The sequence below is a fragment of the Salinarimonas sp. NSM genome (genome assembly GCF_052380005.1).
GTDB lineage: Bacteria > Pseudomonadota > Alphaproteobacteria > Rhizobiales > Beijerinckiaceae > Salinarimonas.
The window spans coordinates 41,304-52,750 of the sequence record NZ_JBQTCJ010000033.1; the positions used below are offsets into that span (position 1 = coordinate 41,304).

Annotated in this window: 10 protein-coding genes; all 10 read right to left on the bottom strand. The window is 72.4% G+C overall.

Going from position 1 to position 11,447, the window contains the following annotated elements:
- Positions 1-72: 72 nt before the first annotated feature.
- Positions 73-1,248 (bottom strand): lipid-A-disaccharide synthase, encoded by a 1,176-nt coding sequence (lpxB, locus tag ACTZWW_RS13205; protein ID WP_444781423.1) that lies wholly within the window; start codon positions 1,246-1,248, stop codon positions 73-75.
- Entirely contained in the window at positions 1,245-2,141 is an 897-nt protein-coding gene (locus ACTZWW_RS13210; protein ID WP_444781424.1) for an LpxI family protein, read from the bottom strand. Before ACTZWW_RS13210 ends, lpxB begins: the two co-directional genes overlap by 4 nt.
- Positions 2,142-2,143: 2 nt before the next feature.
- Entirely contained in the window at positions 2,144-2,941 is a 798-nt protein-coding gene (gene lpxA / locus ACTZWW_RS13215) for an acyl-ACP--UDP-N-acetylglucosamine O-acyltransferase (RefSeq protein ID WP_444781425.1), read from the bottom strand.
- Complete coding sequence (gene fabZ, locus ACTZWW_RS13220; protein ID WP_444781426.1) at positions 2,938-3,417, bottom strand: 3-hydroxyacyl-ACP dehydratase FabZ; 480 nt, start codon at positions 3,415-3,417, stop codon at positions 2,938-2,940. Before fabZ ends, lpxA begins: the two co-directional genes overlap by 4 nt.
- A gap of 32 nt (positions 3,418-3,449) precedes the next feature.
- Positions 3,450-4,508, bottom strand: coding sequence for a UDP-3-O-(3-hydroxymyristoyl)glucosamine N-acyltransferase (gene lpxD / locus ACTZWW_RS13225; RefSeq protein ID WP_444781427.1), 1,059 nt, complete (start codon positions 4,506-4,508; stop codon positions 3,450-3,452).
- 230 nt (positions 4,509-4,738) lie between these two features.
- On the bottom strand, positions 4,739-7,057 hold the full coding sequence (gene bamA, locus ACTZWW_RS13230; RefSeq protein ID WP_444781428.1) for an outer membrane protein assembly factor BamA: 2,319 nt from the start codon (positions 7,055-7,057) through the stop codon (positions 4,739-4,741).
- Between the two features lie 168 nt (positions 7,058-7,225).
- On the bottom strand, positions 7,226-8,392 hold the full coding sequence (gene rseP, locus ACTZWW_RS13235; protein ID WP_444781429.1) for an RIP metalloprotease RseP: 1,167 nt from the start codon (positions 8,390-8,392) through the stop codon (positions 7,226-7,228).
- Positions 8,393-8,473: 81 nt separating this feature from the next.
- Positions 8,474-9,700, bottom strand: a complete 1,227-nt coding sequence (dxr, locus tag ACTZWW_RS13240) for a 1-deoxy-D-xylulose-5-phosphate reductoisomerase (RefSeq protein ID WP_444781430.1) — start codon at positions 9,698-9,700, stop codon at positions 8,474-8,476.
- A gap of 52 nt (positions 9,701-9,752) precedes the next feature.
- Positions 9,753-10,616, bottom strand: coding sequence for a phosphatidate cytidylyltransferase (locus ACTZWW_RS13245; RefSeq protein WP_444781431.1), 864 nt, complete (start codon positions 10,614-10,616; stop codon positions 9,753-9,755).
- A 1-nt stretch (position 10,617) separates the two neighbouring features.
- On the bottom strand, positions 10,618-11,301 hold the full coding sequence (locus ACTZWW_RS13250) for an isoprenyl transferase (RefSeq protein ID WP_444781433.1): 684 nt from the start codon (positions 11,299-11,301) through the stop codon (positions 10,618-10,620).
- Positions 11,302-11,447 lie beyond the last annotated feature (146 nt).

Sequence of the window (11,447 nt, forward strand, 5' to 3'; positions counted from 1 at the left end):
GAACGTTGCGGAAGACCGCATAGCGACACGCGCCGGGGGAATCGTCAACGGGCGCGACCGCGAAGATGCCGCTCAGCGCTTCGTCTCGGCGGTCCGACTCCCCAACGTCTCCAGCACCACCCGCGCCGCCGCCTCGCTGGGCGTCTCGCCGCCGAGGTCCATGGCGGCGTCGATCCGGGACATGGCGTCGAGCTGGGCGCGGCGCGCGGGGGTCTCGGCGCACAGCGGCGCGAGGGCGGCGGCAAGCGTCTCCCCGCGGCACTCGTCCTGGATCAGCTCGGGGAAGGCCTTCTCGCCGAGAACGAGGTTGGCGAGCACGATCGTGTCGATCGTGAGCAGCCACTTGAGCTGCTCCTCGAGCTTCGAGACCTTGTAGGCGACGACCATCGGCACGCCGGAGAGCGCGAGCTCGAGCGTCACGGTACCCGAGGCGGCGAGGGCCACGTGCGCCCGACGGAAGGCGGCGCGCTTGGCCTCCTCGCCGCGCACGATCGCCGGCGCGCGCGGCCAGTCGCGCACGCCCGCCTCGATCAGCGGCAGGACATGATCGACCGCGGGCAGCGTCAGCGACACGTCGCGCCCGAGCGTCGCCTCGATCCGGGCGACGGCGTCGCCGAAGGGCCCCAGAAGGCGCGAGACCTCGGAGCGGCGGCTGCCGGGGAGCACGAGCAGCTCGAGCGGTCCCTCCCCGACCGGCCGGCGCTCGCCGGGGGCGGGGCGCAGGGCGTGCGTGTGCTCGATCAGCGGATGGCCGACATAGGTGCAGGGCGGACCGCCCAGGCGCGCGTGCGCGGCGGGCTCGAAGGGCTTGAGCGCCATGACGTGGTCGACATAGGCCCGCATCGCCTTCGCCCGCCCCGGCCGCCAGGCCCAGACGGTCGGCGAGACGTAGTTGATCACGGTGAGCCCCGGCAGCCGCTTGCGGGCGCGCCGCGCCACACGGTGGGTGAAGTCCGGGCTGTCGATCAGGACGAGGACGTCGGGCTCGGCGGCGACGACGGCCTGGGCGGTCTCGTCGATGCGGCGCAGCAGCGAGGGCAGCCGGGCGATCACCGGCAGGATGCCCATCACCGACATCTCCGCCATGGGAAACAGGCTGTCGAGCCCCTCCACGGCCATGCGCGCGCCGCCGACACCCACGAAACGCGCGCCGGGGACGCGGGCGCGCAGGGAGCGCATCAGGCCGGCTCCGAGCGCGTCGCCCGATTCCTCCCCGGCGACGAGGTAGAACAGCGGCGCGTCCGTCATGCCGGCACCTCCCCCGGTCGGGCCGGGTCGACGCCGACGAGGAAGAGACCGGCTCGGTCCGCCGCCGCGATCATGGCGTCGCGCTCGATCGTCAGCGTCGCGCCGGCGCCGAGCGCGATGCCGGCGAGCCCCGCGCGAGCGGCGTTGCGGACCGTGCGCGGGCCGCTCGCGGCGAGGTCGACACGGTGATCCTGCCCCGTCTTCGCCGATTTCACCAGCACGCCGGCCGCGGGCTTCGCGCGCCGCGAGGCCGGGATGAGCGCAGGGAGGAGGCCCGCGAGCCGTCCGCCGACGCTGCCGCCGACCCGCGCGAGCATCCGGTCGGTCCCCTCGGCACCCTCGACGGCGACGACCCGCGCCGAGACCGCGACGCAGGCCTGGCCGACGTCGAAGGGCGAGAGCACCGCGAGGCAGGCGAAGCCGGTCTCGATGGCGCGCCACGCCTCCGCCTCGGGCGAGACGGCGCCGAGAACGCCGGCGGGCGCGAGCAGGTCGGGCGCGATCTCGTGGGCGCCGACGACGCGGTGGCCCTCTTCCTCGAGCAGCGCCACGACCCCGCGCAGCAGGTGGTCGTCGCCGCGCGCGAACAGCTCGGCGAGCTCGCGCCGGTTCCGCCAGGCGGCGACGCCGCCGGCGAGCGCCGCGGGCGACGGGCGCACCACGCCGCCGGCCAACGTCACCGCGGCGGGGCGCCAGGCGGCGAGCTGGGCGAGGATGCCGGAGACGTCGAGGAGGCTCATCGTGCGGTCCGCCCCGCGCGCGACGGCGGCGTCGGCGAAGCCCTTCAGCGCGATGACGCGGCGTTCGCGGGAAGCCGCATCGAGAGCCCGGATCAGGAGCGCCGGCAGCGCCCCCGCACCGGCGACGACGACGACCGGCCCCGCCCCGTCCATGATCAGGCGCCCGCGCCCGGGGTCATGATCGAGCGCCGGCCGGCGCTGCGCACGAACTCGAGGATCTCGCGCACCTGCGCGATCTCGCCGTACTGCGCCTCGACCGCGTCCGCCCGCTCGGCGAGCGTCCCCGCGCCCTCGAACAGCGCGCGATAGGCGTGGCGCAGCGCGTGGATCGCCTCGCGCGGGACGCCGCGGCGCTTCAGGCCGACGAGGTTCAGCCCGGCGAGGTCGGCGCGGTTGCCGATCGCCATGCCGTAGGGGATGACGTCGTGCTCCACCGCCGCGAGGCCGCCGACGAAGGCGTATGCGCCGATGCGCACGAACTGGTGGATGCCAGCGCCGCCGCCGACGATGGCGAAGTCGCCGATCGTGACGTGACCGCCGAGCATGGCCGTGTTGGTGAGGACGACGTCGTGACCGATGCGGTTGTCGTGGGCGACATGGGCGTAGGCCAGGATGAAGCAGCGATCCCCCACCCGCGTCTCCCCGCCGCCCTGCGGCGTGCCGCGGTGCATCGTCACCGCCTCGCGGATCGTGCAATCGGCGCCCACGACGAGCCGCGTGGGGCTGCCGTCGTACTTGTAGTCCTGCGGCGGGCCACCGAGGCAGGCGAAGGGGTGGACGCGCGTGCGCGCGCCGATCGTGGTGTGCCCCTCGACCACGACGTGGCTCTCGAGCACCACCCCGTCGCCGAGCGTCGCGTCGGCGCCGACGCGGCAGAACGGGCCGATCGAGACGCCCGCGCCGAGCGTCGCGCCGTCCTCGACGGTCGCGGTCGGGTGGATCGTCGCGCTCAAGAGAGCACCAGCATCGCCGACAGCTCGGCCTCGGCGACGAGCGTGCCGTCGACATAGGCCTCGCCGCGATACCACCACATGGCCCGACGCTGGTTGAGCTTGGTCATCCGGTACTCGAGCACGTCGCCCGGCTGGACGGGCTTGCGGAACTTGACCTTGTCCATGGTCATGAAGAACACCTGCTCGGGCTTCTTCTTCGCCCCGCGCTGGGCGAGCACGCAGATGGCGCCCGCCGTCTGCGCCATGCCCTCGCAGATCATCACGCCCGGAAAGATCGGTCGCGTCGGGAAGTGGCCCGTGAACTGCGGCTCGTTGAACGTCACGTTCTTGATGCCGACGCAGGAGCGGTCCCCGTCGATGTCGCGGATGCGGTCGACGAGCAGGAACGGGTAGCGGTGCGGCAGGAGCTCCAGGATCTCGACGATGTCGACGGCCTCCAGGCTCGTCGGGCCACCCTCGCCGGTCGTCTCGCTCATGCTCACGCCTCCCTTCTTCCTCGTCGCGCCCGTCAGGCGCCGTCGTCTTTGGCGATATCGCGGCGCGATGCAAGCATCTTCACCGCGTTGATCTCGCGGAACCACTCGCGCACGGGCTTGGCCGGCGTGCCGCCCCAGCGGGCCCCGGCGGGCACGTCGCCGTTGACGTTCGACGTCGCCGCGATCTGGGCGCCGTCGCCGATCGTGACGTGGCCGATCACGCCGACCTGCCCGCCCAGCACGACGAAATCCCCGAGCGTGGCCGAGCCGGAGATGCCGACCTGGGACACGATCACGCAGTGCCGGCCGATGACGACGTTGTGGCCGATCTGGACGAGGTTGTCGATCTTGGTGCCCTCGCCGATGACGGTATCGCGGCCCGAGCCGCGATCGATCGTGGTGTTGGCGCCGATCTCGACGTCGTCCTGCACGATCACACGCCCGATCTGCGGTACCTTCGCGTGCCCCCGCGGGCCCATGGCGAAGCCGAAGCCGTCCTGGCCGATGCGCACGCCCGGATGGAGGATGACGCGGTTGCCCACCAGCGCGTTGGCGAGCGTCACCCCCGCCGAGACGGCGCAGTCGCGCCCGATCCGGCAATGCGGCCCCACGACGGCGCCCGCGCAGACGATCGTGCCCTTGCCGATCTCCGCATGCGGGCCGATCACCGCGCCGGGATCGACCGTGGCACCGTGCTCGATCCGCGCGGTCGGATGCACGAGGGCGCCGTGGGAGACGCCCTGCGCGCCGAAGCACGAGCCGGGGCGTACGGCGCTGGGGTGGAGCCGCGCCAGCGCGCCGGCGAAAGCCCGGTAGGGCTCCGCACAGACGAGGGCGTGGGAGCCAGCGGGCACCCGCTCGGCGAAGCGACGGGATACGAGCACCAGACCCGCCGCCGTCGCCGCGAGCGCCTCGGCATAGGCCGGGTTGTCCATATAGGCGAGGCTGCGCGGCCCGGCGCGCTCGAGCGGCACCGCCTCCTCGATCGTGGCCTGCGGGTCGGCGTCGGCGGGCAGCGGCGCCCCGGCGAGATCGGCGACTTCGGCGAACGTGATCGCACCGGCTGTCGGGAAGAAGACGGGCTCCGGCAAGGTGGTCTCCTCTGAGGCTTGCGTCGGCGGCGCCTCGCTCGTGCCGGCCGCTGCCATTCCCGCTGCGTCCCCCGCACGGTCCCCGGGCCGGCGGCCGAGGGACCGGGGCCGGGATCGTGGCCGGCGCGCGGCTCGGGCCTGAAACGAACGGGCGCGCGGAGGGCTCCATCCCCCGCGCGCCCGAAGTCGGGTCTTCCCCGCCGGCCCGCTGCCGCGGCCGGCGAGCCGCCTCAGAAGCTCGTCCCGCCCGAGAAGCGGAAGGATTGCGTCTGGTCCGCGTCTGCCTTGGACAGGACGTAGGCGTAGTCGAACCGCAGCGGCCCGAGCGGCGAGGCCCAGAGCAGGCTCGCGCCGATCGAGGAACGGATCTCGTCGTTCTCCTGCACGCGGATCGTCTGCCCGCCGGAGAAGACCGTGCGGCCCTCGTAGCCGTAGAGCGTGCCGGCGTCGGCGAAGACCGCGCCGCGGAAGCCGAAGTCGCGCGGCAGGAGCGGCAGCGGGAACTGCACCTCCAGCGAGCCGCCGAAGTAGGTCGTGCCGCCGATCGCGTTCGCGACGTCGCCCGTCGAGACGTCGCGCGGGCCGATGCCGGAGGACTCGAAGCCGCGCACCAGCGACGAGCCGAGGAAGAAGTGGTCGAGGATGCGCAGGTCGTCGGAGCCGAATGCCGAGATGTGGCCGGCCTGGACGCGGGCGATGCCGACCACGTCCTCGAAGAGCTCTTGGTAGTAGCGCGCATCCGCGGTGACACGGAAGAACTCCGAGTCGCCGCCGATCCCGGCGACCTCCGGCCGGATCTCCGCGAAGATGCCCTCGCGCGGGTTCCGCGGGTTGTCGAGCGAGTTGTAGGTGAAGGTCAGCCCGACGAGCGAGGTGATCGTCTCGCCGGCGGCCTCCTTGATCGCCAGCGACGCCTCGCCGTTCGTCGCGATGCCGTCACGGAACGCCACCGGGACGTCGATGTCCTGCTGGTAGAGCGAGTAGCGGGCCGTGACCGAGAACTGCTCGGTGATCGGCACGCCGAAGCGCAGGGTGCCGCCGGTCGTGCGCGTGTCGTAGCGGCCGGTGTCGGACGCCTCCGAGAAGCGCGAGAACAGGTCGACGCCCGCGGCCACCCGGTAGCCGAGGAAGTACGGCTCCGTGAACGAGAAGTCGAAGCCCTGCGTGCGCTCGCCCCAGGAGCCGGCGATCCGCACCGCCTGGCCGCGACCGAGGAAGTTCGCCTCCGACAGCGAGACCTCTCCGATGAACCCGTCCGTCGTGGAGTAGCCGCCGGCGACCGAGAACGAGCCGGTCGGCTTGTCCTCGACGTCGATGTTGAGCACCACGCGGTCGGGCGACTGGCTCGGCTCGTTGGAGATGCGCACGCGCTCGAAGAAGCCGAGCGCGTTCAGGCGCCGCTCGGCACGATCGATCAGCACCTTGTTGTAGGGGTCGCCTTCGCCGAGGTCGAGCTCGCGGCGGATGACGTAGTCTCGGGTGCGCGTGTTGCCGCGGATGTTGATCCGCTCGATGTAGACGCGCGGACCCTCCTCGACGATGTAGGTGATGTTGACGACGCCCGCCGCCGGGTCGCGCTCGCCCGCCGGGCGGACCTGCGCGAAGGCGTAGCCGCGCCGCGCCACCTCGGTGGTGAGATCGACGAGCGTGCGCTCGACCGCCGTGGCGTCGTAGACCTGCCCCTCGCGGGTGAGGACGCGCCGGTTCAGCTCCTCGGTCGAGACGTCGGGGATGCGCGAGTCGATCGCGACGTTGCCCACGCGATACTGCTGGCCCTCCTCGACGGCGATGTCGATGACGTAGCCCTCGCGCTGCGCATCGAACTGCACGTCCGTGCCCACGACGCGGAAGTCGGCGTAGCCCTTACGGAGGTAGTAGCGGCGGATCAGCTCGAGGTCGGCGGCGAGACGGTCCGGGTCGTAGACGTCCGTCGTCTTGAGGAACGACAGGATGTTCGACTCCGTCGAGGTCATGACGTCGCGCAGGCGGCCGTCGGAGAAGACCTCGTTGCCGGTGAAGCTGATCTCACGGATGCCGGTCTTGGTGCCCTCGTCGACCGTGAAGACGACGTCGATGCGCCCGTCCGGCAGGTCGACGATGCGCGACGTCACGGTCGCGAGGCCCCGGCCGGTGCGACGATAGATCTCCTGCAGGCGGGAGACGTCCGCGGCGACGGTGGCGGGGTTGTAGGGCTGGCGGGCGCGCGTCTGCAGCTCGGGCAGGAGCGCCTCGCTCTGCAGGCGCCGGTTCCCCTCGAAGGCGACCCGGTTGATGATCTGGTTCTCGACGACGGTGACGACGAGCTGGCCGCCCTGGCGGCTCACGCGCACGTCGGAGAAGAAGCCGGTGGCGACCAGGTTGCGCCGCGCCTCCTCGGCGCTCACGCCGGTGACGTAGGCGCGAATGGTCTCGTCGGCGACGCGGCTGTTGCCGCGCACGACGACCTGCTGCGCCAGCGCCTCGCTCACGGTGAAGGTCGCCATCAGCGCCGCGACCGCGACGGACGTCCGCTTCGCCGCTCTACGCCGGCGTTCCACTGTCATCGACATGTATGAGCCCGTCTCGTTCTTGATTGCCACGGGTTGCCACCCGGACCGGCAGGCTCTGGAACGCCTCCCGACCGTTCTGGTCAAATCCCGCTTCTAACCGAGTCGCGCGGTCAAGCAACCGCCGTGTCGTCCACCCGAGCGGAATTTTGCCCCGGCGTGGCCTTCGTGTCACGTCCCTTCGGCGGTCAACGGGTTGATAAGGTGAACGATATCGTTCCACGTGGCGAAGAGCATCAGGAAGATGACCAGCGCGAAGCCGATGCGGAAACCGATCTCCTGGGCGTTCTCGCTCAGCGGCCGCCCCCGGGCGGCCTCGACCGCGTAGAACATCAGGTGGCCGCCGTCGAGCATCGGCACGGGGAAGAGGTTGATGAGCCCGATCGAGACGGAGAGCACCGCCATCAGCGTGATCAGCGAGACGATCCCGCCTGCCTCCGCCACGTCGCCGGAGACCTTGGCGATGCGGATCGGGCCCGAGAGCTGGTCGGCGCTCTCGCGGCCGGTGATCAGCTGGCCGAGATAGTCGAACGTGCGCTCCACCACGAACCAGCTCTCGTAGGCCCCGAGCCCGAGCGCCTCGATCGGCCCGTAGTCGATGTGGCGAATTGCGTCCGGCGAGCTCGCCGCCTGGATGCCGAGCATGCCGATGCGCTGGGCGCCGAACGCCGTCTCGGCGACGCGTCGCTCGGGCGTGGCCTCGAGCGTCACGCGCGCGCCGTCGCGCTCCACCACGATCGCGAGACGGTCCTCGGCGGAGGAGGAGACGATGCGCTGCATCTCGTTGAAGCTGATGATGGAGCGCCCGTCGATCTCCACGATCAGGTCGCCGGGCTGGAAGCCCGCGCGCTCGGCGGCGCTGTTCTCGAGCACGACGTCGACCTGCGGCGCGAGCACGGTGCGGCCGTTCGCCCAGAACACCGCGCCGAAGACGAGGATGGCGAGGATGAAGTTCGCGATCGGCCCCGCGGCGACGATCGCGGCGCGCTGTGCCACGGGCTTGTGGTGGAAGCTCTTCGCCTTGTCGGCCTCGCTCATCTGCGAGAGCCCGGCATTGTCGGGCGTCGAGGCGGCGCCGGCGTCGCCGAAGAACTTGACGTAGCCGCCCAGCGGGATCGCGCAGACCTTCCAGCGCGTGCCCTGCCGATCGTTCCAGCCCAAGAGCTCGGGCCCGAAGCCGATCGAGAAGGCCTGCACGCCGACGCCGCACCAGCGACCGACGAGGAAGTGCCCCATCTCGTGCACGAACACGACGATGGCGAGCACGAAGACGAAGGGGACGAGATAGCCGAAGAGGATGTCGACGGCGCCGCCGCCGATCGCGCCCAGGAATTCCATCTCGTTCTCCCTCCGGCCGCGCCACCGCGGCATCGTCCCGTCATGCGCGGCGGTGACCCCGCCGCACGTCTACCCGTACCGTCAAGAGATCGGGCGCGCCGACCGATCCTGCAAGATTTCCTGCGTCCGCGCGCGGGTTTCCGCATCCAGCGTTAACGCCTCCGCCACGCTGGCGGGGGCCGGCAGGCACGTCGCGCTCATCGCGTCGAGCGCGGCCTCGACCGTCTCGGCGATGCCGAAGAAGCCGATGCGCCCGGCGCAGAAGGCGGCGACGGCGATTTCGTTGGCCGCGTTCAGCACCGTGGGCGCGCCGCCGCCCGCCGCCATCGCGGCCTGCGCCAGGGCGAGGCAGCGGAACCGCTCGGTGTCGGCGCGCTCGAAGGTGAAGCCGCCGAGCGCCGCGAAGTCGAGCCGCGGCACGTCGAGGTCGAGCCGGGCGCCGTCGACCGAGAGCGCATTGACGATGGGGATGCGCATGTCCGGTGCGGCGAGTCCCGCGGTGATCGAGCCGTCGCGCCAGTGCACGAGGCCGTGCACGATGGATTGCGGATGGACCAGCACCTCGAGCCGCTCGGCGGGCATCGCGAACAGGTGGTGGGCCTCGATGAGCTCGAGGCCCTTGTTCATCAGGCTGGCGGAATCGATGGTGATCTTGGCGCCCATCGACCAGGTCGGATGCTTGAGCGCCTCCTTCGGCGTCGCACGGGCGAGGCGCTCGCGCTCCCAGGTGCGAAAGGGGCCGCCCGACGCCGTCAGGGTCAGCGCCGTCACGTCCTGCGGTCGACCCGCGCCGAGCGCCTGCTCGAGCGCGTTGTGCTCGGAATCGACGGCACGGAGCGTCGCGCCGAGGCGGTGCGCCTGCGCCATGAAGGCGACGCCCGCCGAGACGAGGCATTCCTTGTTGGCGAGCGCGATCGTCACGCCCGGCCGCATCGCGGCGACGGTCGGCGCGAGGCCGGCCGCGCCGGAGATGGCGGCGAGCACGACGTCCGCCTCGCGGGTCGCGGCCTCCATCACCGCCGCCTCGCCGGCGCCGCAGGCGATGCCGGTGCCCGCGAGCGCCTCCTTCAGCGCCGGGCCGGCCGCCTCGTCAGCCACCGCCGCGAAGCGCGCGCCGAGCGCGACCGCGAGATCGGCGAGCGCTCCCGCGTCCCGGCCGCCGACCACCGCCTCGACCGCGAAGCGATCGGCGTGCGCGCGCACCACGTCCGCCGTGGAGCGGCCGACGGAACCCGTCGCACCCAGGATGGTGATGCGGCGCGGCGCGCCACCGGGCGCCTCTCCGGGCGCCTCGTCGTCGTTCGGCATTGGCCCTCCCCGCGTTGCGGACACCTTATGAGGCAAAGCGCGGCGCGTGTCATCAACCCGTCGCGGATCCGACCGCGAGCGTCGCGATCCCCAGGCTCAGAAGAACGAAGGCGCACACCGCGACGAAGGCGTCGATCCGGTCGAGCACGCCACCATGGCCGGGGATCAGCCTGCTCGAATCCTTCACGTTGAAGTGGCGCTTGAGCTTCGATTCGGCGAGGTCGCCCACCTGGCCGATCACGGACGCGACCGCGGAGAGGGCGACGATCGCCGGCCAGCCGAGCGGCCGCTCCCAGCCGAGCGCCTCGCCGGCCACCACGACGAGCGCGCCCGCGAGCGTGCCGACGGCGAGCCCGCCGAAGAAGCCAGACCAGGTCTTCCCCGGGCTGATCCGCGGCGCGAGCTTCGGCCCGCCGAGCGCGCGCCCCACGAAGTAGGCGGCGACGTCGGTGCCCCAGACCACGGCGAATATCCAAAGGAGCCCGGTGAGGCCGAGCGCGGGGTGCTCGCGTACGATCACGGGGGCGGTGGCGAGGGTTCCCGTCACCACGAGACCGACGAGCCCCCACCGCCGATCCCGCCCAGTCCGTCCGGCGCCCGCGACCGCGGCGGCGGCGAGCATGGCGACGACGAGAACGATCGTCCAGGGCGGCTCGACAACCGCGAGAATGGAGAGCGCCAGGACGCCGAAGAGCAAGGCGACACGCATGGGCACAGGCCGCTCGAGCTTGCCCACCTGCCGCCACTCGATGACCGCGGCACCGGCGGCGAGCAGCCAGAAGGCGGCGAGGATCGGCCCGCCGATCCACGCGCTCCCCAGCGCCATCGCCACGAGGACCAGCGCGGACAGGAGCCTGATGCCGGTCTCCGAGCGCAGGAAGCCCCCCTCCTCGCCGCGCGGGCCGGAAGCGGGCACGTCAGAGCGTCCCGGACCCGAGGCCGCCGAAGCGGCGCTCGCGGCAGGCGTACTCGGCGAGCGCCTTTGCGAAGGCCTCGCGCCCGAAGTCGGGCCACAGGTCGGGCAGGAAGACGAGCTCGGAATAGGCGCTCTGCCAGGGCAGGAAGTTCGAGATCCGCTGCTCGCCGGAGGTGCGCAGCACGAGATCCGGGTCGGGGATGTCGCGCGTGTCGAGCGCCGCGGAGAGCCGCTCGACGGTGATGTCCTGCGGCGAGAGCCGCCCGGCGGCGACCTCCGCGGCGAGCGCGCGCGCGGCGCGGGCGATCTCCTGGCGGCCGCCGTAGTTGAAGGCGACGACGAGGGTGAGCCCCGCATTGGCGCGCGTCCGCGCCTCGGCCTCCTCCAGCACGCCGACGATGTCGGCGGGCAGACCCTCACGCTCGCCGATGACGCGCACGCGCACGCCGTTGCGGTGGAGCGTCGCGAGATCCTTGCGCACGAAGTGCTTGAGCAGGCCCATCAGGTCCGAGACCTCCTGGGCCGGGCGCGACCAGTTCTCGGCGGAGAACGAGTAGAGCGTCAGGTAGCGCACGCCCGCCTCGCCCGCGAGCTCGACGGCGCGACGCACCGCCTCGACGCCGCGGCGATGGCCCTCGACGCGCGGCAGTCCGCGCCTCGCCGCCCAGCGGCCGTTGCCGTCCATGATGATGGCGACGTGGCGCGGCACCGCCGCCCCCCCCGCGCGCGGGTCGGCCCCCGCAGGGGGCGCGGGCGCGGCGAGCGCCGCCAGGGCGGGGTAAGCGGGCCTTCGCAGGCTCAAGTGCGGCGGCCCCCCAGTCGCCCCCGGGG

Bases quoted from the DNA above. Each gene is read 5' to 3' on its own strand.
- lpxB (WP_444781423.1), bottom strand. From the start codon at position 1,248: ATGACGGACGCGCCGCTGTTCTACCTCGTCGCCGGGGAGGAATCGGGC.
- ACTZWW_RS13210 (WP_444781424.1), bottom strand. From the start codon at position 2,141: ATGGACGGGGCGGGGCCGGTCGTCGTCGTCGCCGGTGCGGGGGCGCTG.
- fabZ (WP_444781426.1), bottom strand. From the start codon at position 3,417: ATGAGCGAGACGACCGGCGAGGGTGGCCCGACGAGCCTGGAGGCCGTC.
- bamA (WP_444781428.1), bottom strand. From the start codon at position 7,057: ATGTCGATGACAGTGGAACGCCGGCGTAGAGCGGCGAAGCGGACGTCC.
- rseP (WP_444781429.1), bottom strand. From the start codon at position 8,392: ATGGAATTCCTGGGCGCGATCGGCGGCGGCGCCGTCGACATCCTCTTC.
- dxr (WP_444781430.1), bottom strand. From the start codon at position 9,700: ATGCCGAACGACGACGAGGCGCCCGGAGAGGCGCCCGGTGGCGCGCCG.
- ACTZWW_RS13250 (WP_444781433.1), bottom strand. From the start codon at position 11,301: ATGGACGGCAACGGCCGCTGGGCGGCGAGGCGCGGACTGCCGCGCGTC.